This is a genomic window from Caulobacter sp. LARHSG274 (genome assembly GCF_052871235.1).
On sequence record NZ_JBIXJO010000012.1, the window covers coordinates 1 to 25,767 of the forward strand.

At 69.1% G+C, this 25,767-nt stretch carries 26 protein-coding genes and 2 pseudogenes; 13 read left to right on the top strand and 15 right to left on the bottom strand.

Translation table 11 applies throughout. The features are described from left to right. The 8 genes and pseudogenes from ACIPQB_RS17630 to lptF form a co-directional block, all read right to left on the bottom strand. Positions 1 to 133, bottom strand: a pseudogene (locus ACIPQB_RS17630) (IS630 family transposase); the annotation flags it as partial. Positions 134 to 217: 84 nt separating this feature from the next. Next, positions 218 to 628, bottom strand: coding sequence for a hypothetical protein (locus ACIPQB_RS17635; protein ID WP_446486561.1), 411 nt, complete (start codon positions 626 to 628; stop codon positions 218 to 220). A 71-nt stretch (positions 629 to 699) separates the two neighbouring features. Continuing rightward, the gene (rsmA, locus tag ACIPQB_RS17640; protein ID WP_446486562.1) at positions 700 to 1,518 is read right to left on the bottom strand and encodes a 16S rRNA (adenine(1518)-N(6)/adenine(1519)-N(6))-dimethyltransferase RsmA; all 819 of its coding nucleotides are present in this window, start codon (positions 1,516 to 1,518) and stop codon (positions 700 to 702) included. Between the two features lie 10 nt (positions 1,519 to 1,528). Continuing rightward, positions 1,529 to 2,536, bottom strand: coding sequence for a 4-hydroxythreonine-4-phosphate dehydrogenase PdxA (gene pdxA / locus ACIPQB_RS17645; RefSeq protein WP_446486563.1), 1,008 nt, complete (start codon positions 2,534 to 2,536; stop codon positions 1,529 to 1,531). After that, positions 2,533 to 3,882 (bottom strand): peptidylprolyl isomerase, encoded by a 1,350-nt coding sequence (locus ACIPQB_RS17650; RefSeq protein ID WP_446486564.1) that lies wholly within the window; start codon positions 3,880 to 3,882, stop codon positions 2,533 to 2,535. Before ACIPQB_RS17650 ends, pdxA begins: the two co-directional genes overlap by 4 nt. 75 nt (positions 3,883 to 3,957) lie before the next feature. Next, positions 3,958 to 6,378 carry an LPS-assembly protein LptD gene (locus ACIPQB_RS17655; RefSeq protein WP_446486565.1) on the bottom strand — a complete coding sequence of 807 codons (2,421 nt, stop codon included), beginning with the start codon at positions 6,376 to 6,378 and terminating at the stop codon, positions 3,958 to 3,960. A 28-nt stretch (positions 6,379 to 6,406) separates the two neighbouring features. Then, the gene (gene lptG / locus ACIPQB_RS17660) at positions 6,407 to 7,510 is read right to left on the bottom strand and encodes an LPS export ABC transporter permease LptG (protein ID WP_446486566.1); all 1,104 of its coding nucleotides are present in this window, start codon (positions 7,508 to 7,510) and stop codon (positions 6,407 to 6,409) included. Then, positions 7,507 to 8,643, bottom strand: a complete 1,137-nt coding sequence (gene lptF / locus ACIPQB_RS17665; protein ID WP_446486567.1) for an LPS export ABC transporter permease LptF — start codon at positions 8,641 to 8,643, stop codon at positions 7,507 to 7,509. The genes lptG and lptF overlap by 4 nt, the downstream gene beginning before the upstream one ends. 258 nt (positions 8,644 to 8,901) lie before the next feature. Here lptF and ACIPQB_RS17670 point away from each other — a divergent pair, with 258 nt between their 5' ends. From ACIPQB_RS17670 to ACIPQB_RS17685, 4 genes are all read left to right on the top strand, one after another. Next, positions 8,902 to 10,383 carry a leucyl aminopeptidase gene (locus ACIPQB_RS17670; RefSeq protein ID WP_446486568.1) on the top strand — a complete coding sequence of 494 codons (1,482 nt, stop codon included), beginning with the start codon at positions 8,902 to 8,904 and terminating at the stop codon, positions 10,381 to 10,383. A 3-nt stretch (positions 10,384 to 10,386) separates the two neighbouring features. Next, positions 10,387 to 10,848, top strand: a complete 462-nt coding sequence (locus ACIPQB_RS17675; RefSeq protein WP_446486569.1) for a DNA polymerase III subunit chi — start codon at positions 10,387 to 10,389, stop codon at positions 10,846 to 10,848. After that, positions 10,845 to 11,183 (top strand): peptidase inhibitor I78, encoded by a 339-nt coding sequence (locus tag ACIPQB_RS17680; protein ID WP_446486570.1) that lies wholly within the window; start codon positions 10,845 to 10,847, stop codon positions 11,181 to 11,183. Before ACIPQB_RS17675 ends, ACIPQB_RS17680 begins: the two co-directional genes overlap by 4 nt. A gap of 119 nt (positions 11,184 to 11,302) precedes the next feature. Further along, the gene (locus tag ACIPQB_RS17685) at positions 11,303 to 11,554 is read left to right on the top strand and encodes a DUF6894 family protein (protein ID WP_446486571.1); all 252 of its coding nucleotides are present in this window, start codon (positions 11,303 to 11,305) and stop codon (positions 11,552 to 11,554) included. Here ACIPQB_RS17685 and ACIPQB_RS17690 read toward each other — a convergent pair. Further along, positions 11,529 to 12,017, bottom strand: coding sequence for a MarR family winged helix-turn-helix transcriptional regulator (locus ACIPQB_RS17690; protein ID WP_446486572.1), 489 nt, complete (start codon positions 12,015 to 12,017; stop codon positions 11,529 to 11,531). The genes ACIPQB_RS17685 and ACIPQB_RS17690 overlap by 26 nt on opposite strands. A gap of 275 nt (positions 12,018 to 12,292) precedes the next feature. Here ACIPQB_RS17690 and ACIPQB_RS17695 point away from each other — a divergent pair, with 275 nt between their 5' ends. After that, complete coding sequence (locus ACIPQB_RS17695; protein ID WP_446486573.1) at positions 12,293 to 12,682, top strand: c-type cytochrome; 390 nt, start codon at positions 12,293 to 12,295, stop codon at positions 12,680 to 12,682. On the opposite strand, the gene ACIPQB_RS17700 is transcribed toward ACIPQB_RS17695, so the two are convergent. Together ACIPQB_RS17700 and ACIPQB_RS17705 are read right to left on the bottom strand one after the other, a co-directional pair. Continuing rightward, the gene (locus ACIPQB_RS17700; protein ID WP_446486574.1) at positions 12,683 to 13,090 is read right to left on the bottom strand and encodes a hypothetical protein; all 408 of its coding nucleotides are present in this window, start codon (positions 13,088 to 13,090) and stop codon (positions 12,683 to 12,685) included. It lies immediately after the preceding gene. Between the two features lie 132 nt (positions 13,091 to 13,222). Next, positions 13,223 to 15,091, bottom strand: coding sequence for an ABC-F family ATP-binding cassette domain-containing protein (locus ACIPQB_RS17705; RefSeq protein WP_446486575.1), 1,869 nt, complete (start codon positions 15,089 to 15,091; stop codon positions 13,223 to 13,225). Between the two features lie 100 nt (positions 15,092 to 15,191). Between ACIPQB_RS17705 and ndk the strand changes: the two genes are divergently transcribed. From ndk to ACIPQB_RS17720, 3 genes are all read left to right on the top strand, one after another. Further along, positions 15,192 to 15,611 carry a nucleoside-diphosphate kinase gene (ndk, locus tag ACIPQB_RS17710; protein ID WP_446486576.1) on the top strand — a complete coding sequence of 140 codons (420 nt, stop codon included), beginning with the start codon at positions 15,192 to 15,194 and terminating at the stop codon, positions 15,609 to 15,611. An 86-nt stretch (positions 15,612 to 15,697) separates the two neighbouring features. Beyond that, positions 15,698 to 16,234, top strand: a complete 537-nt coding sequence (locus ACIPQB_RS17715) for a hypothetical protein (protein ID WP_446486577.1) — start codon at positions 15,698 to 15,700, stop codon at positions 16,232 to 16,234. Beyond that, positions 16,231 to 16,884 carry a YoaK family protein gene (locus ACIPQB_RS17720; protein ID WP_446486578.1) on the top strand — a complete coding sequence of 218 codons (654 nt, stop codon included), beginning with the start codon at positions 16,231 to 16,233 and terminating at the stop codon, positions 16,882 to 16,884. The genes ACIPQB_RS17715 and ACIPQB_RS17720 overlap by 4 nt, the downstream gene beginning before the upstream one ends. A gap of 159 nt (positions 16,885 to 17,043) precedes the next feature. On the opposite strand, the gene purN is transcribed toward ACIPQB_RS17720, so the two are convergent. From purN to purM, 3 genes and pseudogenes are all read right to left on the bottom strand, one after another. Further along, positions 17,044 to 17,625, bottom strand: coding sequence for a phosphoribosylglycinamide formyltransferase (gene purN / locus ACIPQB_RS17725; protein ID WP_446486579.1), 582 nt, complete (start codon positions 17,623 to 17,625; stop codon positions 17,044 to 17,046). Between the two features lie 18 nt (positions 17,626 to 17,643). Further along, positions 17,644 to 17,756, bottom strand: a pseudogene (locus tag ACIPQB_RS17730) (hypothetical protein); the annotation flags it as partial. Positions 17,757 to 17,760: 4 nt separating this feature from the next. Continuing rightward, on the bottom strand, positions 17,761 to 18,786 hold the full coding sequence (gene purM, locus ACIPQB_RS17735; RefSeq protein ID WP_446486580.1) for a phosphoribosylformylglycinamidine cyclo-ligase: 1,026 nt from the start codon (positions 18,784 to 18,786) through the stop codon (positions 17,761 to 17,763). A gap of 112 nt (positions 18,787 to 18,898) precedes the next feature. Between purM and rnd the strand changes: the two genes are divergently transcribed. The 3 genes from rnd (at position 18,899) to ACIPQB_RS17750 (ending at position 22,599) form a co-directional block, all read left to right on the top strand. Then, positions 18,899 to 20,068, top strand: a complete 1,170-nt coding sequence (gene rnd, locus ACIPQB_RS17740; protein WP_446486581.1) for a ribonuclease D — start codon at positions 18,899 to 18,901, stop codon at positions 20,066 to 20,068. A gap of 98 nt (positions 20,069 to 20,166) precedes the next feature. Beyond that, complete coding sequence (locus ACIPQB_RS17745) at positions 20,167 to 21,882, top strand: response regulator (RefSeq protein ID WP_446486582.1); 1,716 nt, start codon at positions 20,167 to 20,169, stop codon at positions 21,880 to 21,882. A gap of 438 nt (positions 21,883 to 22,320) precedes the next feature. After that, positions 22,321 to 22,599 carry a sel1 repeat family protein gene (locus ACIPQB_RS17750; protein WP_446486583.1) on the top strand — a complete coding sequence of 93 codons (279 nt, stop codon included), beginning with the start codon at positions 22,321 to 22,323 and terminating at the stop codon, positions 22,597 to 22,599. Between the two features lie 24 nt (positions 22,600 to 22,623). On the opposite strand, the gene ACIPQB_RS17755 is transcribed toward ACIPQB_RS17750, so the two are convergent. Continuing rightward, positions 22,624 to 23,364, bottom strand: a complete 741-nt coding sequence (locus tag ACIPQB_RS17755) for a polysaccharide biosynthesis/export family protein (RefSeq protein ID WP_446486584.1) — start codon at positions 23,362 to 23,364, stop codon at positions 22,624 to 22,626. An 85-nt stretch (positions 23,365 to 23,449) separates the two neighbouring features. Between ACIPQB_RS17755 and ACIPQB_RS17760 the strand changes: the two genes are divergently transcribed. Further along, positions 23,450 to 24,949 carry a GumC family protein gene (locus ACIPQB_RS17760; protein WP_446486585.1) on the top strand — a complete coding sequence of 500 codons (1,500 nt, stop codon included), beginning with the start codon at positions 23,450 to 23,452 and terminating at the stop codon, positions 24,947 to 24,949. A 109-nt stretch (positions 24,950 to 25,058) separates the two neighbouring features. Then, positions 25,059 to 25,760, top strand: a complete 702-nt coding sequence (locus ACIPQB_RS17765; RefSeq protein WP_446486586.1) for a sugar kinase — start codon at positions 25,059 to 25,061, stop codon at positions 25,758 to 25,760. Positions 25,761 to 25,767 lie beyond the last annotated feature (7 nt).

Here is a 25,767-nt window from a genome sequence, read left to right on the forward strand (position 1 = left end):
CCGCCAGCGCCACCCAGCGGATCGCCGACGATATGCTGACCTTGAACCGCGCCGCCGCCTGGCGGCGAGATGCGCCCGCCACGACTTCCGCCACGACCCGCTCGCGAAGACCCTTCGAATGCGCCGCGCCCATCCAAACCTCCCAAATCAGAAGGCCTCAAGGGACTCATGATCCCACGACGAAGGGAATCCTCCCTCCGATCACAATCGATTCAACTCAACGGGCGAATGCTCTAGATGCGTCAGAGAATGCATCCAGACAGTTGATTGCGGCGGTGCAGATGGGATCATTGGGAGCGAGGTATGGGACAGATATGTTCTGCTTGTTCGCGATCCGGTCAACATCGTTGACTAGAGATTTTATCCTATGGCCATATTTTCGAACAACAGATTGCCCTGGAAGAGTGCCGCCGTTGTCCATTGCGAAATCCGCGACAAGAATGAGCTTGGCGAGGCGTTCAATGCCAATAGAGAGGCCAAAGAATGCCGTATAATACTCGCCAAATCCGCTACCGTAACTGGCTCGTCCAAGAGCGGTGGCACCGGATCCTATAATTTGGCTCACCAGCGACGCCTCTCGGTGGAGCGCTTTCCATTCAGGCAGGGTAAAAGGGTCTGGACGGTTCATGTCCGCAACATAGCGGCTCCGGGTCTGCGTTCCATCCTTAGCGACCGCCGCAAGCGATTGCTTCCGGCAGGCTAGCCCATCACCGCCCGCGCCAAGGCCTGAAACCCCTCGACCGGGATCGTCTCCGCCCGCGCGTCCGGATTGATCCCGGCCTTCTCGCACAGCGTCCCGCCGCCCAGGCCCTTGAGGCTGGAGCGCAGCATCTTGCGGCGCTGGCCGAAGGCGGCGGCGGTGACCTTTTCCAGGGCCGTGACCAGCGCCTTGTCGGGGGCGGGATCGAGCGGGACCAGCCGCACCACGGCCGAGGCCACCTTGGGCGGCGGGGTGAAGGCGCGGGCCGGCAGGTCCATCACCACCTTGGCGCTGCAGACGGTCTGGGAGACCACGGCCAGGCGGCCATAGGCGTCGTCGTCCACCTGGGCGGCGATGCGCTCGGCGACCTCCTTCTGGAACATCAGGGTCATCGACAGCGGCCGGAACGGGCCGGTCAGCCAGTTGATCAGCAGCGGCGTGCCGACATTGTAGGGCAGGTTGCTGACCATGTGGGCGGGACCGCCGGCGATCGCGGCCATGTCGACCTTCAGGGCGTCGCCCTGGACCAGGGTCAGCCGGCCGTCGGCGGCCGCGCCCAGGTCTTCCAGCAGCGGCAGGAAGCGGCGGTCCATCTCGACGGCGATCACCCGCGCGCCGGTCTCCAGCAGGGCCCGGGTCAGGCCGCCGGGGCCGGGGCCGACCTCGATCACCGTGTCGCCTTCGCCCACCTGGGCCAGGCGGGCGATCTTGCGGGTGATGTTGAGGTCGAGCAGGAAGTGCTGGCCAAAGCTCTTGTTGGCCAGCAGGTCGTGCTCGGCGAGAACCTCGCGGAGCGGCGGCAGATCGGCGAGGCTCATCTCGGACTTCTCAGAGGGCGGCCGCGCGCCGCTCGGCGATCTCGGCGGCCAGGCGGATGGCGGCGATCAGGCTGTCGGCCCGGGCCAGGCCCCGGCCGGCGATGTCGAAACCCGTACCATGGTCGGGCGAGGTGCGCACGATCGGCAGGCCCAGGGTGACGTTCACCCCGGCCCAGAAGTCGAGCATCTTGACCGGGATCAGCGCCTGGTCGTGGTACATGCACAGCACCGCGTCGTAGGTGACGCGGGCCTCGGCGTGGAACAGGCTGTCGGCCGGGGCGGGGCCCTTGACGTCGATCCCCAGTTCCCGCAGCGCCTGCACCGCCGGCCCGATGATCGCCGCCTCCTCGCCGCCCAGGGCGCCGCCCTCGCCGGCGTGGGGGTTGAGGGCGGCGACGGCCAGGCGCGGGGCGGCGATCCCGAAATCGGTGCGCAGGGCCTCGACGGTGACCCGGGCGGCGTTGACGATGGCCTCGACCGACAGGGCGGCGGGCACGGCGGCCAGGGGCGTATGGATGGTCACCAGGGTGGCGCGCAGGTCGCCGGCCGCCAGCATCATCACCGGCCCGTGCGGCGGCTGGCGCTCGCCGACATGGGTCAGCTCGGCCAGGAACTCGGTATGGCCGGGAAAGGCGAAGCCGGCGTCATAGAGCGGGGCCTTGGCGATCGGGGCGGTGACGAGGCCGGCCACCGCGCCCGACAGGGCCAGGCCGGCCCCGGTCTCGATCCAGCGGATGACCTGGGCGGCGTAGGCGCTGGACGGCTTGCCCGACACCACCCGCGCCTGCAGCGGGATGTCGAGCACGGGCAGGGCCTCGGCGAAGATCCGCATCGCCTCGACCGGCCCGGTCACCGGCCGGACCTTGACCCCGCCGCCAGCCGAGGCCAGCAGCTGGGCGTCGCCGACCACCATGAACGGCGGGCCGTCCTTGCGCAGCGCCGCCCAGGCCTTGGCGATGATCTCCGGTCCGATGCCGGCCGGATCGCCGGCGCTGAGGGCGAGGGCTGTGGTCTTCACCGGGTCTCGATGGTCGCCGAGTTGCGAAGGTCGCGCAGGTAACGTTTGGAGATCAGCGCAAGCTGCTGACCACGCAGGCGATTTTCGATCTGCTCTCGGGTCGGGGCCTGGGCCCCCGACTGGCGCTTGCCGCACACCGCGATCAGGTGCAGGCCGGCGTCGGTGCGGATCGGGTCGGAGACCTGGCCGACCTTCAGGCTGTTGGCGGCCTGCTGGAAGGCGGGGGCCAGGTCGGTGATCTCGGCCTCGCCGAGGTCGCCGGCCACCACGCCTTGGACCTTGCCGGCCGTGGCCTCAAGGGTGTCGCAGCCGGTGATCTGCGGCTTCAGGGCCAGCAGGGTCTTGTTGGCGGCGTCGACCTGTTCCTGGGTGGCGTCCTTGGGCAGGGCCAGGGCCACCTGCTTGAGGTCGACCAGGGCCGTCTTCGCGCCCGAGCGCTTCTCGCGCAGATAGAGGATGTAGACGCCGTCGCGGACCGGGATCGGGGCCGACAGCTGGCCGGGACGCAGCTGCTCCAGCGCCGCGTCGACCTCGGGCGGCATCTCGCCGGGGCTGACCCAGCCGGCGTCGCCGCCGTTGGCCGCGGTCGGCGAGGCCGAGAACTGGCGGGCCACGGCCGGGAAGGGCGCGCCCTGCTGCATCTGGGTGACCAGTTGCTTGGCGCCGTTGAGGGCCACTTCCATGCCGCCGACGCGGGCGGCGTCGATGAACACTTCGCTGACCTGGTACTGCGGCTTGCTGGCGGCCTCGGCCTGGCGGCGCTCGAAGGCCTTGATCTGGTCGTCGCCGACCCGCAGGCGCGAGCCGTAGCGGCCGCTGATCCAGGCCTGCCAGCTGCTGTCGGCGCGGATCTGGGCGCGCCAGGTGTCGATGCCCACGCCCTGGGCGGCCAGCTGCTGGGTCAGCTGCTGGCCGGTCATGTTGTTGCCCTTGGCGATATCCTCGATCTGCTCGTCGACTTCCTTGTCGGTCGAGATGATCGTGATCTTCTGGGCCTTTTCGACCCGGCGCAGCTCCTGCATCTCGACATGCTCGTCGATCAGCGAGCGCAGGGCCTCCTGCTCCAGCTGGGGCAGGTTCTCCTGGGTCGGCTGCAGGCCCGAGGTGACCATCAGCAGGCGCATGCGCTGCATCAGGTCATAGCTCGAGATGATGTCGTCGTTGACGACCGCCGCCACGCTTTCGGACAGCGGGTTGGCCCGCGGCGCCGCGGGCGCGGCGGGGGCGGCGTCCACCACGGGGGGGGCTTCCTGGGCCAGGGCCGGCAGGCCGAGGCTCGCCACGGTCAAGGCGAGGATGGAGGCGGCGCTGACCGCCAGTTTTGTCACGCTACGCGCAGACCGCATCGGTATTGTCGTTCCTCTAGACGCGTCCAAAGGAAGGCGCGCGCTTAGACGCACGTCCCCCGACGCGGTGACACTTTATTGGCTGTACCCTGTGTCGCCCAATGTGGCGAGCGTTAGGCGCAGGACGATGGATTCGGAGGGTTGCAGCTTCAGGCCGTTGACGGTCGAGCTGTACTGGTCTTCGTGCTGGTAGATCACGTCGATGCGGATGCAGTCGTCGGTATAGGCCACCCCCAGGTCGCGGCGGCGCCAGACCTGGGCGATCATGTCGCGCTGGCCCAGGGCGGTGAGCGCCCAGTGCGGCGTCAGCTGCAGCTGGCCGCGCGTCTCGAAGTTTTCCTGCTTGTTGCCGTTGATGTCGAGCACGTCCTTCAGATAGCGCACCGAGCCCTGCAGCCGGGTCGTGGAGGCGTCGACGCCGGTTTCGATCCGCTTGACCTCGTGGGTGTCGGCGTCGAGCCGGGTGCGGACGAAGGCGCTGATCCCCCGGACCGGGGTGACGCTGGCCGCGACGATCCAGTCCGAGGACTTGCCCTGCAGGCCGACGCGCTCGGGCAGCAGCGGGTCGACCTTGGACCGGAAGCTGCGGCCGATCAGCAGGCTGCCGCCGCGGCCGTCGCCGAGATTGACGGTGGCGCGGCCGCCGACATTCATCCGCTGGCCGCCCTCATAGAGGTCGAAGCCGGGCGACTTGTTGGCCTGGAACAGGTTGGTCTCGTCGAATTCGAAGCTGGCGCTGTCCTCGTTGTAGAAATAGGGCGTCGTGGTGACGACCCCGCCGTTGATGGCGCTGGTGCGCGCCACCGTCACCGGCACCCGCGAGCTGTCCGAGCCGGTCGCCAGCTGCACCAGCGGTTCCAGGACGATGGAGCCGCCGTTCTTCAGCGGGCGGAAGAGCGGCAGGCTGAGGTCGACCCCGGCCACGCCCAGGCTGCGCGAATAGTTGACGTTGGTCGAGTCGCCGGCGGCCAGGGCGTCGGGCGACAGGTAGATGTCGTTGACGCGATAGGCGTCGCCGCGGGCCTGGGCGAAGGGCTGGACGCGCAGGCCCGGGCCCAGCACCAGGCTGGCGCGCCAGTCGGCCTGCAGGCTGCCGCGGGTGCTGTCGACGCCGTCCTGGCCCTTGTAGGCGCCGAGGTTGTAGGGCGGCTCGCCGAACTGCGATTCCGAGCGGTTGAGCATGACGCCGGTGCCGCGCAGGCGCAGGCGACCGCCGAGCACCGGCGATTCCGGCTCCCACCGGCCTTCGACCAGCGGCCCGATCAGCGGGAAGGCGCCGCTGTTCTCGAAGGCGTTGGCGATGCCGGTGGCGGCGTTGATCCCGACCACGCGCAGGCCCTGCACCGACACGGCCGAGACCGAGAACCACGAGCGGGCGTCCTGCCGCGAGGCGTAGATCTGCGAGGTCAGCCGGTGGTCTTCGCTCGTGAACAGGCCGCGCTGGGTGTAGACGTCGTTGATGTCGTACTTGTCGAACAGCAGCTCGTCGGAGACGCGTTCGGCCGCGAAGCCCCATTTCCATTTTTCGTCGATGTCGAAGGCGCCCTTGGCGAGGATGTAGCTGCGGGCCGTGGCCTGGCCGAAGCGATCGCCGTGGATGTCGAAGTCCTTGTCGTAGGTCACCCCCATCCGGGCTTCGGCGTAGCCCGAATAGAACCGCTTGCGGTAGGTCATGTTCAGGAATGGATTGACGCTCGCATTGAACTGCGGGCTGACGACCAGGTCCTGCGACGGCGACAGGGCGAACAGATAGGGCTGGGTGTAGGAAACGCCGCGTCGCTTGGACAGGCCGATCTTCGGCGTCAGGAAACCGGAGCTGCGCGGGGTCTGCGGGTCGGGGTGCCAGAACACCGGCAGGTACATCAGCGGCGCGCCCCACATGCGGATCGTCGCGCCGTGATAGTAGACGATGTGGCGGTTCTTATCCTGCACCACCTTGTCGGCCTGGATGCTCCAGGTCGGGGTCGGCTTCTGGGCGCAGACCTCGCAGGGGGTGTAGATCGCCTGGTTCAGTTCCTGGATCGTCTCGCTGCGGCGGACGGCGGTGTCGGCGGCGATTTTGACGTTCTTGTCCAGCCGGGCCGAAAAGCCGCGCGCGAAGCCGGCCTTCAGGTCCTTGTCCATCGTCAGGTCGTCGGCGAACTGGGCGGTGCCGTCGGCATTGACCAGCTGCACATGGCCGTGGGCGGTGACCACGTCGGTGTTGGTGTCGTAGACCACCTCGTCGGCCCGCAGGGTGCGGCCCTGATAGCGCGCTTCCACCTCGCCGCGGGCGATCATCTTCTGATTGGCGTCGTCGCGGATCAGCAGGTCGGATTCGAGGTAGTAGCCGGTGTCGCCCAGGCCGTCGTCGACCGCCGGGGCCGGCGCGGGGGCGGCCGGAATGGTCACGAGCGGCTGCTGCGCGTGCGCCGCGCCGGCCAGGACCAGCCAGGCGGCCCCGGCCAGCAGGACCGCGCGGCCCTTCTCGTTCGCCCCGCTGCGAAGCTCCATCATCAACGACCTCGATCCCGGCGACACAGACTCACCCATCCTCGGTATAGCAAAGCAGCGTCAAACCCGCCAAAAGCGCCACCAGCGGCGGCGTCCAGGCGGCCATGGCCGGGGTCAGCACATCGGCCTTGCCCAGCGCGCCGCACAGTTCGTTGAAGAAAAAGAACCCAAAGCCCAGGGTCACCCCGGCGCCGGCCAGTCCGGCCAAGCCGCCCAGCCGCATCAGGCGCAGCGAAAAGGCCGCGGCCAGCACCGACATCGCCGCGAACAGCAGCGGGGTGGCCAGCACCTGGTGCAGCCGCAGGCGGAAGGGGATCGACGAGAAGCCGGCCTTTTCGGTGCGCTTGATGGTCTCGGGCAGCCGCCAGACGGCGATCGCCTGCGGATTGTTGAACCGCTCGGACGCGGTGCGATCGTCGAGATTGGACGGGATCGACAGGCTGTCGGAGCGGATCGCCCCGGCCCCGGGCATGGCCTCGCGCACGCCCGACAACCGCCAGAAGCCGGGCTCCAGCCGGGCCTCGGCGGCCTCGACCCGGCGCGAGAACTGCAGGCTGCCGTTGCTGGCGACGGCGTAGATGAACAGCGACACCCCGCGCAGCCGCACCTCGCCGTCGGCCTGGTCGCGGGAGCGGGCGCGGATGACGATCTGGGTCTTGTCGTCGCCCTGGCGCAGCCACAGCCCCTTGGGCGCGGACTTCAGGTAGTTCTCCATCATCGCGTTGCGCGTGGTTTCGAACTGGGCGCTCATCGCCGCGGTCAGCGGGTTGAGCAGGGTGACGGTGGCCAGGCCCATGATGAAGGCGGCCGTGGCGGCCGGCATGATGAACCGCCAGGCCGAGACCCCGGCCGCCCGCATGGCGATCAGCTCGCTGCGCCGGTTCAGCCCGACGAAGGCGCCCAGGGTGCCGAACAGGAAGACGAACGGCGTCAGCACCAGGATGGTGGCCGGGGCCTGCAGCAGGGTCAGGTACAGCAGTTCGCCAAAGCCCACCTCGGTCCGGGTGCCGACGTTCTTGGAGATGTCGACGAAGGCGATGAGCATGACCAGGGCGACGACCACGGCCAGGGCGGCGGCGAGCGAGCCGAGGGTCTTCTTGAGCACATAGCGCTCGATCATGCCGATGCCGATCATTGGACCCCCAGGGGCGTCAGGCCGGCGGGGTGGCCGATGGCGATGTAGCGGCTGACCCTCTGGCGGAAGATCTGGGACAGGCCCCACCAGAGGGCGGCCAGAGGTACGGCGTATTGCAGCGGGTTGAGCCAGACGTCGTTGTCGCAGGCGGCCTTGATCCCGAAGCCGAGAACTTGGACCACGACCGCGGCGGCGCCGACGGCGGCGATCCGCTTGGCGTAGCCCATGCGGCTGAACGAGCCGCCGATCACCGCCGCCAGGGCCATGGCCATCATGGCCAGGTTGTAGAGCGGGCTGGCCAGGCGCCAGTGGCCCTCCGACAGCAGCTTCTCGCGGTTCTGCTGCTCCCAGTCCTGAGTCAGGTCGGGAAAGAACAGCTCGTGCGGATAGCGGTCGCCGATCTTGTAGTGCAGCAGCTCGTCGGTCTGGAACATCGACGACAGGTCGAAGGTGTATTCGTCCCACGACAGGTACTGCAGCACGCCCGAGCTGGAGAACTCCTGGTTGGAGCCCTTGCGCAGGATCAGCACCGGCAGGCCCTTGCGCTCGGCGATCACGCCTTCGCGGGCGGTGTAGGTGACCGCGCCGCCATTGGGCTTTTCCTGGTGGATGAACAGGTTGTGGATGATCTGGTCGCGGTCGATGGTCTGGGCGTAGACCGTCAGGCCCGGCCCCGGCTCGGTGAACTCGCCCGGCCGCACCAGGGTCGAGGCCAGGTCCGACTTCATGTCGAAGAACGTCTCGCGAATCGCCCGCGCGCTCCACGGCGCGGCCCACAGGCTCATGCCCAGCGAGATCACGGTGGCCACCACCGCCAGGCGCATGGCCGGTGAGATCACCCGCCAGCGACTCATGCCGCCGGCGAAGCAGACGACGATTTCCTGCTCGGTATGCAGCCGGTTCAGCGCCACCAGGGTGGCCACGAACAGGGCGATCGGCAGGATGATGCTCAGCAGCTGCGGCAGGGCCAGGCCGATGATCTTGAAGAACACCGCCGCCGACTGGCGCTGCTCGATCAGCACGTCGAACTCCGACAGGCTGCGCGCCAGCAGGGCGAGCGCCACCAGCGCCAACGTCGCCAGCAGCGTCGGGCCCAGCAGCTGCCGGAAAAGATAACGTTCGATCAGGCGCATCGACGACAGGCACGGGGGAAGGCGGAGGCTCGGCGAGCTCCGGAGGAAGGGCTCCTTCTACACGGCGTGTTCGCGTGCGCACAACTGCTCAAGTCGGGCGTTCCGGTCGGGGCGGGTCGCGCACGGAGCGAGAGCTTGGTCGCTTCGACGCCGTTGTCCCCCCGGCTGGTTCGATTGGTGCTTTTCTTCGGCCCAGGTTTGCGCCAATCCAGCAGGTTGAAGGTCCTATTGGGCTCCACCGGCTTCCAGGAGCGCGTCATGCGTATCGAGTTCGTCACCGCCGACACCCAGGCCGGCGCCAACGCGGCCCTGGCCGTGCTGGCCCACGAGGCCGCCGCCCTGTCGGCCGAGGCCCAGGCCGTCAACGCCGCGGCCGGCGGGGCCCTGGCCCGCGCCGTGGCCGGCGGGCGCTTCACCGGCGCCAAGGGCCAGACCCTGGAGCTGGTCGCCCCGGCCGGGCTGGAGGCGGCGCGGGTGGTGCTGGTCGGAGTCGGCGCCGACGGCGTCGTCGAGCCTGAAGCCGTCGAGGTCGCCGCCGGCCACGCCTACCAGGCGGTCAAGACCTCGGGCGTCACCGAGCTGGTCCTGAAGCTGGGCGGCGACGCCGAGACCGCCGCCCGCGCCGCCTTCGGCGCCAAGCTGGCGGCTTATCGATTCGACAAATACCGCACCACCGAAAAGGCCGAGAAGAAGCCGTCGGTGACCGTGATCAAGGTCGCCGCCGCCGACCCCGCCAAGGCCCAGAAGGCCTTCGCCAGCCTGGAGGCGGTGGCCGAAGCCATCCTGTTCAGCCGCGACCTGGTTTCCGAGCCGGCCAACATCCTGCATCCCGAGGAGTTCGCCGCCCGCGTCAAGGGCCTGGAGGCTCTGGGCCTGGAGGTCGAGATCCTCGGCGAGGCGCAGATGGCCAAGCTGGGCATGGGCTCGCTGCTCGGGGTGGGGCAGGGCAGCGTCCGCGAGAGCCAGCTGGCGGTGATCCAGTGGAACGGCGCGGCCGACAAGTCGGCCCAGCCGGTCGCCTTCGTCGGCAAGGGCGTGTGCTTCGACACCGGCGGCATCTCGATCAAGCCGGCCGACGGCATGGAGGACATGAAGTGGGACATGGGCGGCGCCGCCGCCGTGGCCGGCGTCATGCACGCCCTGGCCGGCCGCAAGGCCAAGGTCAACGCCGTCGGCATCCTGGGCCTGGTCGAGAACATGCCCGACGGCGCCGCCCAGCGCCCCGGCGACGTGGTCACCTCGATGAGCGGCCAGACCATCGAGGTCATCAACACCGACGCCGAAGGCCGGCTCGTCCTGGCTGACGCCCTCTGGTACTGCCAGGACCGCTTCAAGCCCAAGTTCATGATCGACCTGGCCACCCTGACCGGCGCGATCATCATCTCCCTGGGTCACGACTACGCCGGTTTGTTCAGCAATAACGAAGGCTTGTCGGAAAAACTTCTCGCCGCCGGCCAGGCCGAGCGCGAGACCCTGTGGCGGATGCCGCTGCCGGCCGCCTACGAAAAGCAGATCGAGAGCCCGATCGCCGACATGAAGAACATCGGCGGTCGGCCGGCCGGCTCGATCACCGCCGCCCTGTTCCTGCAGAAGTTCGTCAACGGCGTGCCGTGGGCCCATCTCGACATCGCCTCGGTGGCCTGGAGGAAGCCCTCGACCGACCCGACCGTCCCGGACGGGGCCGCGGGCTTCGGCGTGCGGCTGCTCAACCGCCTGGTGGCCGACGCCTACGAGGGCTAGGCGATGACGGCCGCGCCCTGCGACATCTGGTTCTACCACCTCGAGCGCAGCGCCCTGGAACAGGTGCTGCCCGAGCTGCTGGAAAAGACCCTGGGGCGCGGCTGGCGGGCCCTGGTGCGCGGCGGCGACCCCGTCCGCCTGCGGGCGCTCGACGCTCACCTGTGGACTTGGCGCGACGACAGCTTCCTGCCGCACGGCCTGGACGACGAGCCGATGGCCGACCGCCAGCCGGTGCTGCTGACCGACAAGCCCGACAACCCCAATGGCGGCCAGGCGTTGTTCCTGCTCGACGGGGCCGAACCGGGCGACCTTTCGGCTTTCGAACGCTGCATCCTGCTGTTCGACGGCCGCGACGAAGAGGCCCTGCGCCTGGCGCGGGACCGCTGGAAGACCTTCAAGGGCGCCGGCCACCCGGTGTCCTACTGGCGCCAGGGCGCCGAGCGCGGATGGGAGAAGCAGGCATGAGGCGGATCATCGTGGCGGGCGTCGTCCTGGTCCTGGCCGCCTGCTCCAGTCCCGCGCCGCCGGCCCCGGCCCCGATGCCGCCGCCGGCCACCCCGACCGCGCCGGCCACGGTGGCCCTGCCCAAGCCGCCGGAACCGGAAAAGGACCAGTGCGGCCTGAAGGAGGCCCAGGCCTATGTCGGCCGCAACCGCACCGAGCTTCCGGCCCCGGTCGACCCCTCGCGCTGGCGGGTGGCCTGCACCACCTGCCCGGTGACCATGGACTACCGCCCCGACCGGCTGAACATCCTGTTCAACCCCGACACCGGCGTGGTCCAGCAGGTCAAGTGCGGCTAGGATCAGGCCTGAAGGCCTCTGACCCGAAAACTCTGTGGATGGAAAGATGAGCCGCGCGCCGTTGGCGCCGGCCTTGCGTGGAAGCCCGCCGTACACGCTTAAAAACGGCGAGCAACCCAATGCCCCGCTTTCATTTCGAAGTCCGTGGTCCCCAGCGCTTTCCAGATCCCGAAGGCGTGGTCCTGAAGAGTCGCGCCGCGGCCCGCCGCGAGGCCGCCAAGCTGGCGGCCGCCCTGGTCCGGGACTATCCGGAAACCTTCGCCGAGGGGCGCAGCTGGCGGATGTGCATCCTCGACGAGGCCGGCGAGGTCGTCGAAGACCAAGAGATCGAAGTCGGCCCCGAGCCTAGGCCGAACGCGAACGACGCGTAGCCGGATCGGCGGCCCGTTCGACGCCGTCCGCCAGCCCGCCGCGGCCGGGCAGCCGGGCCAGAATCTTTTCCAGGTTCGTGGCCATCCGGTCCTGGTCGTCGGCGCTGAGGTCGATGAAAAGCCGCCGTTCCAGGGCTTCCAGCTCGGTTTCGACCGCTTCGGCCAGCCATTTTCCATCGGTGGTGGCGTCGACCAGCACGGCGCGACGATCCTCCGGCGGCGTCCAGCGGGCCGCCAGGCCCCTGCCGGTCAGCATGTCCACCGTTCGCGTCAGCGAAGTCCGGTCGATGGCCGTGGCCTGCGCCAGCTCGGTCATGGAGCAGGGGCCGCGCAGGCAGAGGGCGCGCAAGGCGATCCACTGGTTGAAGTTGAGGCCGCGCGGCGCGAGATGCTCGGCGAGCAGCGCTCGGCGATGCTGCTCCACCCGGTAAAGGAGGTCAGTGACGTTGGCGGCGCGCCTCAAGGTTTGCTCCTGCAGGGTACCGCTAACGCAACCTGAGAACGTGGCGGGATTGCGGCGCCCGTGGACCGGCGCGCCGTTTTCATAGGATCATCAGGCGCCTGCCGCGGCGATGAGCTTCAGCGTCTCGTTTTTCAACAGGGTTAGCGTCAGCGTCTCCGGCCGGCACGCCAGAGCTGGATTCGCCGCGCCGGCCGTCGGACTTGATCCAGATCACGGCGCAGGTCCCGCCCTGGTCCTATCCTGCCGTCCAGGATTGGGCGGCGGGCGAGCGCGCGATGGACAGGGGTTGCAGGTTTTCTCGGGGTCTGATCCTGACGGCGCTGGTGCTCGGCGCGGCCTGGCCGGCCGCAGCCCACCGGTCGATCAGCGGCGAGCCGCGCGGGTCGGCGTCGCGCGGCCGGATCTTCGCCGCGAACAACTGCGCCGCCTGCCACGCCATCGGCGGCCTGGGCGCCAGTCCCACCCCCGAGGCGCCGCCGTTCCGGACGGTGGCCAAGCGCTACAAGACCGTGCGGCTGGACTGGGAGTTGGAGTCGATCACCGAGGTCGGCCACTACCGGATGCCGCCCCGCGCCATGAGCGCCGCCAACATCATCGACGTGGTCGCCTATATCCGCAGCCTGGATCCGCCCCGCGAACACCGCAAGGGCCGAGCGGACCGATAGCTAGCCGCGCCGGCCGACGCCGGGATGCAGGGCCGGCTCGCCGTCGAACACGCCCAGATAGCCCAGTTCGCCCAGCAGCGGCGTCAGGGTGTCGGCATAGTCCTCGGCATGGACGGGCAGGGCGGCCGGCCGGCCGGTCTGGTCCTGCAGGCGATAGACCGTCCACATCTTGCCCTTCGGGGCCGGGGCGCCGGGCTGCAGGTAGCGGTGCTCCCAGCCGACCAGGGCCGGCGTCCGGCCGATCTCGACGTCGAACGGGCGGTCGCGGAACGCCAGGTCCATGTCCAGCCGCATGGCCTCGGCCAGCCGCTGGTCCAGCCAGGCGCCGAACGCCGCCAGCACCGAGGCCGCGGACAGGCCCTCGGGGTTGGCGACGATGTGGTTTCGGGACGCGGTTCCTGAACTCATGAGAGCAGGAATACGCCCGTCGCGTCACATAAAGCCTAAGGGACGTGGTTTAGGCGCGTTTACCATTATCGCTCTACTGCGACGTTGTTCAGAAACGACGAGTTCTATTGAATTGGTACGGTCAAGTTTGCTCTAAGCCTCCGCCGCCGCCAGGTCCTCGGCCAGACCCATCCAGGTCGCCTCGGCCTCATCGAGCTTGGCCTTGGCGTTGTCGCGGCGCTTGGTCAGTTCGGCCAGCTTGGTCGGGTTCTTGTAGAGCTGGGGGTCGGCCAGCTGGGCGTCGAGTTCGGCGAGCTGGCGGGTCTGGCGGGTGACGACCTGCTCGGCCGCCTCGATCTTGCGCTTCAGCGGCTCGATGGCGACGGATTTCTTGGCGGGGGGCGCCGGTTCGGCCTTGGCCGGCTCGCGGGCCACCTGGGTCGGCTTGACCGACTGCCTGGCGCGGTCGAGCACGAACTTGGCGTATTCGTCCATGTCGCCGTCGAACGGCTTGACCGTGCCGTCGGCGGCCAGCCACAGGCGGTCGGCGACCAGCTCCATCAGCGAGCGGTCGTGGGTGATCAGGATCACCGCCCCCTCGTAGTCGTTGAGGGCGTCCAGCAGGGCGCGACGCGAGTCGATGTCCAGGTGGTTGGTCGGCTCGTCGAGGATCAGCATGTGCGGCGCGTCCATCGCCACCATGTTGAGCAGCAGCCGGGCCCGCTCGCCGCCCGACAGGTTGGCGACCGTGGTCTCCTGCTTCTCGAAGCCCAGGCCGAACTGGGCCAGGCGCGAGCGGCGCGAACTTTCCGAGGCATCCGGCATGGCCCGGCGGATGATCTCCAGCGGGGTGTCGTCCGGGTCCATGGCCTCGATCTGGTGCTGGTGGAACCAGCCGACCTTCATTTTGCGGTCGCGGTGCAGCTCGCCCGACTGGATGTTCAGCGCCCCGGCGATCATCTTGGCGAAGGTCGACTTGCCTGCGCCGTTGACGCCCAGCAGGCCGATGCGATCGTCCAGGTCCATGCGCAGGTTGAGGTTCCGGAGGATTGGGCGGCCTTCCTCATAGCCGACATTGGCCCTTTCCAGCCGGATCAGCGGCGGGGCCAGGGGGCGCGGCGGCGAGGGCAGGGTGAAGGGGGCGACGCGTTCCTCGATGGTGGTGGCCACCGGCTGCATCTTGGCCAGGCGCTTCATGCGGGACTGGGCTTGCGCCGCCTTGGAGGCCTTGGCCTTGAAGCGGTCGACGAAGGCCTGCAGGTGGGCGCGCTCGGCGTCCTGCTTGGCCTTGGCCGACAGCTGCAGGCGGGCCTTCTCGGCCCGGCGCTGCTCGAAGTCGTCGTAGCCGCCGGTGTAGAGCTCCAGCTTGCCGCCAGCCAGGTGCAGCATGTGGGTGCAGCTGTTGTTGAGCAGCTCGCGGTCGTGGCTGACGATCAGGGCGGTGTGCGGGTACTTCTGGAGGCGGGCCTCCAGCCACAGGGCGCCTTCCAGGTCCAGATAGTTGGTCGGTTCGTCGAGCAGCAGCATGTCGGGCTCGGAGAACAGCGCCGCGGCCAGGGCCACCCGCATCCGCCAGCCGCCGGAGAACTCGCTCATCGGCCGCTGCAGGTCCTCCTGCGAGAAGCCCAGGCCCGAGAGGATTTCCGAGGCCTTGGCCGGGGCGGCGTCGGAATCGATCTCGATCAGCCGGCCCCAGATCTCGCCCATCTCCTCGGGCTCGGCCGTCTCCAGCCGGGTCAGCAGGCTGTGGCGCTCCTCGTCGGCCTCCAGCACGGTGTCGAGCAGGCTGACCGGCGTGGCCGGGTGCTCCTGGTCCACCGAACCGATGCGGGCGGCCTTGGGCAGGCTGATCTCGTCGTCGCCGGCGTGCAGCTGGCCGAGGATCAGCTTGAACAGGGTGGACTTGCCCACGCCGTTGCGGCCGATCAGCCCGACCTTGGCTCCGGGCGGCAGGCTGACGGTGGCGTGGTCGAAGAACCGCCGACCCCAGGCGTTGAAGGTCAGGTCGTTGATCTGGAGCATTTGGTTTTAAAGGTACGCGGCGGGTTGGCGGGGAGGAGGCGCCCGGCTATAAGCCCGCAACCTCCCAATCGACAAACTTTCTCTGTGAGATTTTCGGATCATGACCGAACGCACCTTCTCGATCATCAAGCCTGACGCCACGCGTCGCAACCTGACCGGCAAGATCAACGCCGTCATCGAAGAGGCCGGTCTGCGCATCGTCGCCCAGCGCCGCGTCAAGCTGACCGAAGCCCAGGCCAAGAAGTTCTACGAAGTCCACGCCGAGCGCCCGTTCTACGGCGAGCTGGTCGAGCAGATGACCGCCGAGCCGGTCGTCGTCCAGGTGCTGGAAGGCGACAACGCCGTGGCCAAGTACCGCGAAGTCATGGGCGCCACCAACCCCGACAACGCCGACGAAGGCACGATCCGCAAGCTGTTCGCCCTGTCGATCGGCGAGAACTCGGTCCACGGTTCGGACAGCCTCGAGAACGCGGCGATCGAAATCGCCCAGTTCTTCAAGGAAGACGAGATCGTCGGCTAACGTCCCCGACGTTTTCGACATCAAGAGGCCGGCGGAGCGATCCGCCGGCCTTTTTGTTTGGGCCCTCGAAGGGCTAAGCTTCGAGGATGGCCGCCAACACATTCAAGAGTTTGATCGAACGCGAGCTGGAGGTCGTCGCGGATCCGCGTGTTCTGACCGCCATCCGCGCGCTGATGGTCGAGCCCACACCGGTCATGCGCGGATGGGACTATGGCGAGCCGGATCAGCAATTTGAATGCTGGACTGTGCTGGACGACACCCAGGGCTCCGAAACCGTGATCGTCTATTGTGAAGAGGGTTTCGGCCCTTCGATGCCTTGGGGGTTGGTTTCGGCGGGTACCGACGACAAAGGCGCGCCCGCTTCGATGGGCATGGACTGCGGCTGGTTCCCCACGCTGCTGGAGGCGTTCTACGACTCGCTCCCCGCAACCCAGCTTCCGATCTGGCGCGTCTACGAATGGGCTGATGACGGCTCCACCTTCGCGATCTCGGACGAAGGCGATTGGGGTCCCTCTTGGGCGTTGTGCGAGGCCTTCCAGGAGGAAAACCCGGCGACTCGATATCTCGTCGACGCTCTTCCCCGCGACCAGATGGGCAGGCTGCTCCCGCGAGAATGGCCATGAAAGACTATCGCCGCCGCGACGTTGCCCTGGCGGCCGGGCTGTCGGCGGTGGCGGGCTATGTCGACGCCATCGGATTCCTGAAGCTCGGCGGGTTTTTCGTCTCCTTCATGAGCGGCAACTCCACCCGGCTGGGGGTCGGGGCGGCGATGGGCCATTGGCGGAGCGTACGGACGGTCCTGACCCTGGTCGGACTGTTCGTCGCCGGGGTGGTGGCCGGGGCCCTGGTCGCCCGGCGGGCCGGCGAGGGGCGGCGCTCGGCCGTCCTGGCCCTGGAGGCGGGGCTGCTGGCGACGGGGGCGGGCCTGATCACCGCCGGCTTCGACGCGGCCGGGATCGGGGCCATGGTCCTGGCCATGGGGGCCGAGAACGCGGTGTTCCAGCGCGACGGCGACGTCGGGGTCGGCCTGACCTACATGACCGGGGCCCTGGTCAAGGCCGGCCAGCGGATCGCCGCGGCCCTGACCGGCGGCGACCGCTGGGCCTGGGGGCCCTACGTCCTGCTGTGGGCCGGCCTGACCCTGGGCGGGGCCCTGGGGGCGAGCGCCTATCTGCGGTTCGGCGTCGCCGCCCTGTGGGCCGCGGCCGGGGCGGTGGCCGCGGTGGCGGCGGTCAAGGCCTGGCGCGAGCGTCGGCCGGCAAGGGCGTGGTGATCTGGAAGGCTCACCCTGCTCCGTTTCCCCGGCGAAGGCCGGGGCCCAGATTCAGCCGTCGCGCCTGACGATAATCCGAAACACTCCGCCCTATGATCTGCGCCCCGGCCTTCGCCGGGGAAACGGATGATGTATTGGCGATCCTGAGTGAAAGACCGCCTATAGCCCGCGCACGAACTGCGCCAGGGTCGCCGCATAGAGCCGGTGCTCCTGCTCCAGCACCCGGTCCGACAGCATGTGTTCGGTGTCGCCTGGCAGGATCGGCACGCGGGCCTGGCCGAGGATCGGGCCCTCGTCGACGCCGGCGGTGACCAGGTGGACGGTGCAGCCGGCCTCGACCTCGCCGGCGGCCAGGGCGCGGCCGTGGGTGTCGAGCCCGGGATATTTCGGCAGCAGCGACGGGTGGATGTTGAGCATCCGCCCGGCCCAGGCCTCGACCAGGAACGGCGTCAGGATGCGCATGTAGCCGGCCAGGGCCACGACCTCGATCCCGCGCTGGCGCAGGGCGGCGTCGATGGCCCGCTCGTGGGCCTCGCGATCCTTGCCGAAGGGGCGCTGGTCGACGGCCACGGCCTCGACCCCGGCGGCGGCCGCCGTGGCCAGGCCGCCGGCCTCGGGCTTGTTCGACAGCACCAGGGCGATCTCGAACGGGCAGGCGAGATCCTGGGCGGCCCGGACCAGGGCCTCCATGTTGGAGCCCCGGCCGGAGATCAGGACGGCGACTTTGGTTTTATGTGTCACGCGGATGGCTCCGTGGGGCCGCCCTCGTCCTTCGACGGGCTCAGGATGAGGGCTACTGGAGATGCGGGCTGCTCGGAGCCTGAATTGAAATCCTCATCCTGAGCCTGTCGAAGGACGAGGATTTCAAGCAGGGCCTCAGCCCGCCACCAGCTGCCCGCAAATGAACGCGTCCTCGCCGGCGTTCAGCAACGCCGCCAGCACCGGTTCGGCGTCGCTCGCCGCCACCACCAGGATGAAGCCGACGCCGCAGTTGAAGGTGCGGCGCAGCTCGTGGTCGGAAATGCCGCCCTCGCGCTGCAGCCAGTCGAACACCGGCGGCAGGGGCCAGGCGTTCCAGTCGAACTGCGGGACCAGGCCGGCGGCGATGCAGCGCGGCGGGTTCTCGATCAGGCCGCCGCCGGTGATGTGGGCGCCGCCCTTGACCCGGCCCGACTGCAGCAGCGGCAGGATCGACTTCACGTAGATGCGGGTCGGGGCCATCAGGGCCTCGGCCAGGGTCTTGCCCTCTTCGAACGGGCAGGGCGCGTCCCAGGCCAGGCCCGAGCGCTCGACCACCCGCCGCACCAGGCTGTAGCCGTTGGAGTGCGGGCCCGACGAGCCGACGCCGATGATCAGGTCGCCGGCCCGTTGGCTGTCGAGCTTGGGCAGCACGTCGTCGCGCTCGACCGCCCCGACCGAGAAGCCGGCCAGGTCGTATTCGCCGTCGCTGTACATGCCCGGCATCTCGGCGGTCTCGCCGCCGACCAGGGCCGCGCCGGCCAGCTTGCAGCCGTCGGCGATGCCGGCCACCACGCTCTTGGCGACCTCCAGGTCGAGCTTGCCGGTGGCGAAATAGTCGAGGAACAGCAGCGGCTCGGCGCCCTGGGTCAGCAGGTCGTTGACGCACATGGCCACCAGGTCGATGCCGACCGTGGCGTGCATCTTGGCGTCGATGGCGATGCGCAGCTTGGTGCCGACTCCGTCGGTGGTCGAGACCAGCAAGGCGTCCTCGTAGCCGGCGGCCTTGAGGTCGAACAGGGCGCCGAAGCCGCCCAGCCCGCCGTCGGCCCCGGGACGCCGCGTGGCCTTGGCCAGGGGCTTGATGGCCTCGACCAGCGCATTGCCGGCGTCGATATCGACCCCCGCCTGGGCGTAGGTGAGGCCGTTCTGCTGGTCGCTCATGCGTGGGCTCTGTGTCGGTAACGACCCAACGGGCCGTTTTTGAAAGGAAAGTGCGCGCGGCCCCTAAGCTTATGCTTGCAGACTCGGGGGTGCGCGAGGCTATTAGCAGCCGATGACGACGATCACCACAACCGCTGCGCTGGCGGAGTTCTGTAATGAGTTGAAGGGCCAGCCCTTCATCGCCGTGGACACCGAGTTCATGCGCGAAACCACCTATTGGCCCAAGCTCTGCTTGATCCAGGTGGCGTCGCCGGACATCGAGGCCTGCATCGACCCGCTGGCCGAGGGGCTGGACCTGGCGCCGTTGCTGGACATCCTGCGCGATCCCGCCGTGCTGAAGGTGTTCCACGCCGCCCGCCAGGACGTCGAGATCTTCAACAATCTCAACGCCATGCCGACTCCGTTGTTCGACACCCAGGTGGCCGGCATGGCCGCCGGGTTCGGCGAGCAGATCGCCTATGACGCCCTGGTCCGCCAGATGCTGAAGATCGAGCTGGACAAGTCCAGCCGCTTCACCGACTGGGCCCGCCGTCCGCTCAGCGAGGCCCAGCTGACCTACGCCGTCGCCGACGTCACCCACCTGGCCACCCTGTTCCCGATCCTGCGCGACCGCCTGGAAAAGGCCGGCCGGCTGGCCTGGGTGGAAGAGGAGATGAAGGCGCTCAACGATCCGGCCGCCTACGACGTCGATCCGGAAAAGGCCTGGCGACGCCTGCGTCCGCGCAAGACCGGGGCCAAGTACCTGGCGGTGTTCAAGGCCGTGGCCGCCTGGCGCGAGCGCACCGCCCAGAGCCGCGACCAGCCGCGGGGCCGCATCCTCAAGGACGAGGCCATCGACGAGCTGGCCACCCAGGCTCCGACCAGCCTGGAAGGCCTCAACACCCTGCGCAGCGTGCCCAAGGGCTTCGGCGGCAGCAAGTTCGGTCCCGACCTGCTGGCGGCGATCAAGGCCGCCCTGGCCGACCCGGAGGGCTACGCCCCGGTGCTCGACAAGGCCGGCCCGCCGCCCCCCGCCTCGGCCGGCGCGGTCGTCGAGCTGCTGAAGGTGCTGCTCAAGGCCCGGGCCGAGGAGGCCGGCGTGGCCTCCAAGCTGATCGCCACGGTGTCCGACCTGGAGAAGATCGCCGCCGACGACGAGGCCAACACCCCGGCCCTGGTCGGTTGGCGGCGCGAGGCCTTCGGCCTGGACGCCCTGAAGATCAAGCGCGGCGAACTGGCCCTGGTGCTGGACGGCGCGCGCGTGCGGGTGGTGGAAGTGCGTCGGGCGCCGAAACCGGAATAGGGTCGGATCATCCCTGGATTGTCTTTGGCGCATTTTCATTTTACGCGAACCGGTATCCACTTCGCATTGAAAATGCACTAGCCGAGGGGGTGTCGCGTTTGGATACGCCTTGGGACAGACTGGCGAGCGCCTATCGCCCGGCAGCGGAGTCGCGGCGCAAGCAGGTGGCGCTGCGGCTGTTCATCATCCTGGTGCTGTGCGCGGTGATGGCCTGGCGGCCGGACTTCCGCTTCCTGATTCCCTGGACCCTGGCCTATCTGGCCGCCCAGGTGGCCGAGCAGCAGGCCCTCAGCCGCTTTCTGCGCCATCCCCAGCCAGGGCGGACAGTCGGTTTCAACCTGATCACCGACGTGGTCATGGCCGTGGTCTTCGGCTGGCTGGCCATCCCGCTTTGGGAGCTTGGGGGGCAGACCGGATCGGCGGCGGCCCTGCTGGTGCTTTCCGGCTCGATCCTGACGGCGCTGATGGGGGCGGAAGGCTGCATCGCGGCCTTCGTGTCGGCGGTGACGCCGCACCTGGTCTATCTGTTCATCCTGCCGCTGGTGGCCGGGTCCCGCGACGACCCGACCACGCCCTACTACCTGATGGGGGTGGGCCTGCTCGCCCTGGTCCTGGCCATGGTCTTCGACTGGTCGCGGCGGGCCTTCCAGGCCGAGCGCGAGGCCCGGCGGGCGGCCGAGGCCCAGACCGCCGCCAAGTCGGCCTTCGTGGCCATGGTCAGCCATGAGCTGCGCACGCCGCTGGGGGCGATGCTGAGCGGGGCGGGCGAGCTGTCGCGCCACGCCGACGATCCCGCCGCCCGCGACAAGGCCAAGCTGATGGTCGACGCCGGGGCGATGATGCGCGGCCTGCTCAACGACCTGCTCGACTTCTCCAAGATCGAGGCCGGCCGGATGAGCGTCGAGGTGCTCGGCTTCGACCCGCGGGCCCTGATCGACGACACCGCCCGGTTCTGGACCGACGCGGCCCAGGCCAAGGGCCTGGTCCTGGTGGCGACCGGCGGCGAGACCCTGCCGGCCTGGGTCAGGGGCGACCCGGTGCGTATCCGCCAGATCCTCAACAACCTGCTGTCCAACGCCATCAAGTTCACCGCCCAGGGCCGGGTCGAGCTGGCGGTGGGCTCGGCCCGGCGCGGCGAGGCCTGGGACCTGGTGCTGACCGTCATCGACACCGGGCCGGGCCTGACGCCGGCCCAGCTGGACCGGCTGTTCACCGCCTATGACCAGTTGGGCGCCGACACCGCCCGCACCTTCGGCGGCACCGGCCTCGGCCTGGCGATCAGCCGCGACCTGGCCCGGCTGATGGGCGGCGACCTGGTCGCCGAAAGTCCGCCGGCCGGCGGCGCCCGCTTCACCCTGAACCTGCCGGTCGAGGCGGGGACCGCGCCGCCGACGCCGGAGCCCGCCGCCGTGCTGACCGAGGCCCCCGGCGGCTTTTCCGGCGCGCCCCTGGCCCTGGTGGTCGACGACCACGAGGTCAATCGCCGCGTCCTCGACCAGATCCTGTCGGCCCTGGGCCTGCGGGTCGAGCTGGCGGCCGACGGCGAGGCGGCCCTGGCGGCGGCCGGCGCGCGGGTCTTCGACGTCATCCTGATGGACGTCAACATGCCGGGCCTGGACGGGCTGGACGCCACCCGCCGGCTGCGGACCCAGGGTCCCAATCGCGAGACCCCGGTGATCGCCGTCACCGCCGGGGTCACGCCGGCCGAGCGCGCGGCCTGCCGGGCGGCGGGCATGGACGACTGGGTGGAAAAGCCGTTCGACGTCCCGGCCCTGCATGCGGTGCTGGACCGGGCGCTGAAGGCGCGGGTCTAGAGCGCTCGCGGCCAAGTTGGTCTGATCCGGCGCCGCCTCCGGTCCGCGGCCAATTGTCCATCGCCGGCTTCGCGGTCCCGGAACGGGTTACGCCGAGAAGAAACTGGAGCATGTTTTCAGCGGAGCTGGAGAGGTGGTTCGGGCGGCCGGGAGCCGGGAAGGGCGGGTTTCGCCGGCGGGCGCGCCCTGTCGTCCAGCCCCGCAAGCCGCTGGAAAACAACGGAAACCGGACTGCCAGGTGTTTTTCGATCAGCGCGCCTGTTAACGCGCTGTATACGGTAGTTTACATTCAGTAACATCAGTAAACGACTTCTGTATTCTTGCCTGAATTCATGATGTCGGCGCGTTTAACCATATGTTCAGCTGAAGTGGACTTTTCTGTTCTCAGAGCTTGGCGAAGCCGAGGGGGCGTCGCGGGTTGGAAAGGGAATTGAAGCGATGATGATGAGCATGGAACCGCCGGCCGCCATCCATGGCCTGCCGCTGCCGACCGTCGACACCACGGGCGACGAACTGTTCCGCATGGGCCTGCTCTATTCGACCGGCCAGGGCGGCGCGCCGCTGGACTATGTCTCGGCCCACATGCTGTTCAACCTGGCCGCCATGCGCGGTTCGGTCGAGGCCAAGGTCTATCGCAAGGAAATCTCGCAGGAGATGGCCAGCGAGGACGTCGCCGAAGCCCAGCGCCAGGCGCGCGAATGGCTGGCCCACGGCTGAGCCCGAGAGGCTCAGCCCACACTCCTAATTGCCGCTGAAGCCGTTGATCGCATAGCTGAAGCTGATCGGCAGCAGGTCGCGGAAGTACTGCTGCATGAACAGCCCCGCCTCGGAGACCCCGCTGCGCGGCACATAGACGATGTCGAACCGGCGTAGCGGCACCAGGTCCGCCCGGCTGTTGGTCATTCCCGACAGCAGATCGGCCGTGCGCAGCATGGCGCGACCGTTGGGACCGCGACGGATGATCACCACCGAGCTGCGCTTGGACGAGCTCCTGAAGCCGCCGGCCTGGATCACCGCCCGCAGGGCGTCGCCGTCGCCGGCCATGTCATAGACGCCGGGATTGCCGACCTCCCCGCCCACGAACACCTTCAACGGCGCCGTCGACTTGATCGACACCTGCACCTGGGGCCGCAGCAGCTGGGTCGAATAGGCCTGGGTGATCGCCGCCTCCAGCTCGCCGATCGAGCGGTCGGCGGCCATCACCGGTCCGATCAGCGGCAAAGCGACGCGGCCGTCCGGCTGCACCACCACCGACTTGTTCAGCTCGGCGGCCGAGGGCACGGTGACCTCGAGCTCGTCGCCCGGATAGAACCGGTAGTCCGGCTCCTGGTCGGTCCAGTCGGCATAGCCGATATTGGGGAAATCCGCCGTCGCGCGGGCGGTCGGGGTGATCGGCTCGCCGTCCACATGGCCGCAGGCGGTGACGCCGCCGGCCGCGAGAACGAGGGCGAGAGCCGCCGAAAGAGGGATGCGCCTGTGCATGCGGCAAGTCTTAACAGGAATGGGTAACGAAGCCTTAAGCGGCGAGCGGTCAATCTGACGCTGAGATTGAACCCTTCGGATTCGCATGTCGACGACGAGCGCCTGGACCCGCGTGCCCCACGAGCCGCCGTCGCGTAGCGACTGGGCGGTGCGTGCGCGCTATGCCCCGACCGATTTCGTCACCCTGCTGTGGCGCGAGCGCTTCCTGATGCTGGGGGTGTTCGTGGTCATCGTCCTGCTGGGCGTGGCCTTCGCCACCACCCTGAAGAAGACCTACACCGCCAATTCCAGCCTGTTCGTCCGCCTGGGCCAGGAATATGTCTACGAGCCCCGCGCCGGCGACGCCGCCCGGGGCGCGGTGCCCGACGTCGACCAGGTGATCCAGTCGGAATCGGAGATCCTCGGCAGCGGCGAGCTGCGCGAGCGGGTGATCCGCAAGCTCGGCTACGGCAAGATCTTCCCGGCTAGCGCCGCCAAGTACGCCAGCGCCTCGCCGGAGGGAAAGCGCAAGCTGATCGCCGAGGGGCGCGACGCCGTGGCCCGCAGCCTGAAGATCGAGACCGCCCCCGACAACTCGATCATCCGCCTGTCCTATTCCAATCCCGATCCCCAGATCGCCGAGAAGGTGCTCAACACCCTGCTCGAGGAATATCTGATCTATCGCCGCAGCCTGCTGATCGGCACCGGCGGCAATGTCGTGGAGCGCCAGCGCGACCTGTTCGCCCAGAAGCTGGCCGAGACCGACACCGCCTACCAGGCCTTCCTTTCGGGCAACGACATCGGCGACTTCGCCGCCCAGAAGTCCGCCCTGACCCAGCTGCAGGCCCAGGCCGAATCGCAGAAATACGCCACCCAGGCCCAGCTTCAGGACCGCATGGGCCGGCTGGCGGCGGTGCAGGCCGAGCTGGCCAGGACTCCGGTCGAGACCGTGCTCTACCGCGACAGCGACATGTCGGCGAGCAGCAAGCTGGCCCAGTTGAAGCTCGACCGCGAGGGCCTGCTGGCCCGCTACCGCCCCGACGCCCAGCCGGTCCGCGACGTCGACGCCCAGATCGCCCAGCTGGAACAGGGCGTGTCCTCGGGCCGCACCAATGGCGACGGCGCGCGCCGCAGCGGTCCCAACCCGATCTGGCAGACCCTGCAATCGACCCGCAACGACCTGACCGCCGAGGTCGCGGCCCTGCAGCAGTCGCTGGCCGCCTACAACCAGCAGGTCGAAGACGTCAACCAGCGCCTGCTGCGCCTGGCCGAACTCGAGCCCACCTTCAACCAGCTCAGCCGCGACCGCGACGTGCTGTCGTCCAATGTCCGCGACTTCACGGTCAAGGAGCAGCAGGACGAGGCCCAGCGGCAGATGTCGGCCGAGGGCAGCGACAATATCCGCATCGTCCAGCGGGCCGTGGCCCCGTCGACCGGCAAGAGCCTGCAGAAGCCGGTGCTGATCCTGGCCCTGCTGTTCGCCGCCTTCACCGCCGCCTGCGCCGGCCTGGTGCGGATGCTGCTGCGCCCGGGCCTGCAGACCCCGGCCTCGGCCGCCCGCACCCTGGGCCTGCCGGTGCTGGCCACCGCCTCGCTGAAGCGCTGAGCCGCGGCCAGCCGGACGAGCCCTGGTGTCGCAGGCGGCTTGATCACCTTTCGCGCGAGCGGCTTTGCGCATTAGGGTAAACGGTCTTGAACGCGCGGCGATTCGGCGAATGGTGGATTTGAACGTCGAGATGGCGGAACTGTGGGGCTCCCTGGGCGCCCCTGCGCCCGGCCGCGCCCACGTCGTCCAGTTCGTCGCCGCCCGCCGCGGCGAGGGGACCTCGACCGCCGCCCGCGAATTCGCCCGCTTCGCCGCCCGCCGGGCCGGCCGCAAGACCTGGCTGATCGACCTGGACCTGATCCCCTCGCCGCAATACCAGGCCATCGCCGCCGATCCCGAGCGCTATGGCCAACTGGGGGCCGGGGCCCCGGCCTCGCCCGACGGTTCGGCCTTCTTCACCGTGCAGCCGCCGGCCCCGCGGCCGGACGGCGGGGTCTGGCCCGACGCCAAGTACCTGGCCGCCCACAGCGTCGGCGGGCCGCGCTTCTGGGTGACGCGCTTCAACCGCGAGGCCCTGCGCGGCCGCCAGAAGGTCCACATCCTGCCCGGGGTCGAATACTGGTCGGCGCTGCGCCAGCACGCCGAGATCATCGTCGTCGACTGCCCGTCGGCCGACCGCTCCCAGGCCGCCTTGACCCTAGCCCAGCACATGGACCAGACGGTGCTGGTGGTCAGCGCCCAGCAGGCCGACGTGCGGCCGCCGGGCCTGCTGCGCGACGCCCTGGCCTCAGCCGGCGGCCGCACCGCCGGACTGTTCTTCAACCAGGCCTCGGTCCAGCCGCCGAGGTTCCTCAAGGCGATCCTGCCGTGAGGCGGAG

Excerpts from the sequence above, each read along its gene's own strand:
- ACIPQB_RS17675 (WP_446486569.1), top strand. The coding sequence starts at position 10,387 with ATGACGGCCGCGCCCTGCGACATCTGGTTCTACCACCTCGAGCGCAGC.
- ndk (WP_446486576.1), top strand. The coding sequence starts at position 15,192 with ATGACCGAACGCACCTTCTCGATCATCAAGCCTGACGCCACGCGTCGC.
- ACIPQB_RS17650 (WP_446486564.1), bottom strand. The coding sequence starts at position 3,882 with ATGCGGTCTGCGCGTAGCGTGACAAAACTGGCGGTCAGCGCCGCCTCC.
- ACIPQB_RS17685 (WP_446486571.1), top strand. The coding sequence starts at position 11,303 with ATGCCCCGCTTTCATTTCGAAGTCCGTGGTCCCCAGCGCTTTCCAGAT.
- rnd (WP_446486581.1), top strand. The coding sequence starts at position 18,899 with ATGACGACGATCACCACAACCGCTGCGCTGGCGGAGTTCTGTAATGAG.
- purM (WP_446486580.1), bottom strand. The coding sequence starts at position 18,786 with ATGAGCGACCAGCAGAACGGCCTCACCTACGCCCAGGCGGGGGTCGAT.
- ACIPQB_RS17765 (WP_446486586.1), top strand. The coding sequence starts at position 25,059 with ATGGTGGATTTGAACGTCGAGATGGCGGAACTGTGGGGCTCCCTGGGC.
- lptF (WP_446486567.1), bottom strand. The coding sequence starts at position 8,643 with ATGCGCCTGATCGAACGTTATCTTTTCCGGCAGCTGCTGGGCCCGACG.
- ACIPQB_RS17700 (WP_446486574.1), bottom strand. The coding sequence starts at position 13,090 with ATGAGTTCAGGAACCGCGTCCCGAAACCACATCGTCGCCAACCCCGAG.
- lptG (WP_446486566.1), bottom strand. The coding sequence starts at position 7,510 with ATGATCGGCATCGGCATGATCGAGCGCTATGTGCTCAAGAAGACCCTC.
- ACIPQB_RS17705 (WP_446486575.1), bottom strand. The coding sequence starts at position 15,091 with ATGCTCCAGATCAACGACCTGACCTTCAACGCCTGGGGTCGGCGGTTC.
- ACIPQB_RS17715 (WP_446486577.1), top strand. The coding sequence starts at position 15,698 with ATGGCCGCCAACACATTCAAGAGTTTGATCGAACGCGAGCTGGAGGTC.
- ACIPQB_RS17760 (WP_446486585.1), top strand. The coding sequence starts at position 23,450 with ATGTCGACGACGAGCGCCTGGACCCGCGTGCCCCACGAGCCGCCGTCG.
- ACIPQB_RS17670 (WP_446486568.1), top strand. The coding sequence starts at position 8,902 with ATGCGTATCGAGTTCGTCACCGCCGACACCCAGGCCGGCGCCAACGCG.
- rsmA (WP_446486562.1), bottom strand. The coding sequence starts at position 1,518 with ATGAGCCTCGCCGATCTGCCGCCGCTCCGCGAGGTTCTCGCCGAGCAC.
- ACIPQB_RS17695 (WP_446486573.1), top strand. The coding sequence starts at position 12,293 with ATGGACAGGGGTTGCAGGTTTTCTCGGGGTCTGATCCTGACGGCGCTG.
- ACIPQB_RS17720 (WP_446486578.1), top strand. The coding sequence starts at position 16,231 with ATGAAAGACTATCGCCGCCGCGACGTTGCCCTGGCGGCCGGGCTGTCG.
- ACIPQB_RS17635 (WP_446486561.1), bottom strand. The coding sequence starts at position 628 with ATGAACCGTCCAGACCCTTTTACCCTGCCTGAATGGAAAGCGCTCCAC.
- ACIPQB_RS17755 (WP_446486584.1), bottom strand. The coding sequence starts at position 23,364 with ATGCACAGGCGCATCCCTCTTTCGGCGGCTCTCGCCCTCGTTCTCGCG.
- ACIPQB_RS17655 (WP_446486565.1), bottom strand. The coding sequence starts at position 6,378 with ATGATGGAGCTTCGCAGCGGGGCGAACGAGAAGGGCCGCGCGGTCCTG.
- ACIPQB_RS17750 (WP_446486583.1), top strand. The coding sequence starts at position 22,321 with ATGATGATGAGCATGGAACCGCCGGCCGCCATCCATGGCCTGCCGCTG.
- ACIPQB_RS17680 (WP_446486570.1), top strand. The coding sequence starts at position 10,845 with ATGAGGCGGATCATCGTGGCGGGCGTCGTCCTGGTCCTGGCCGCCTGC.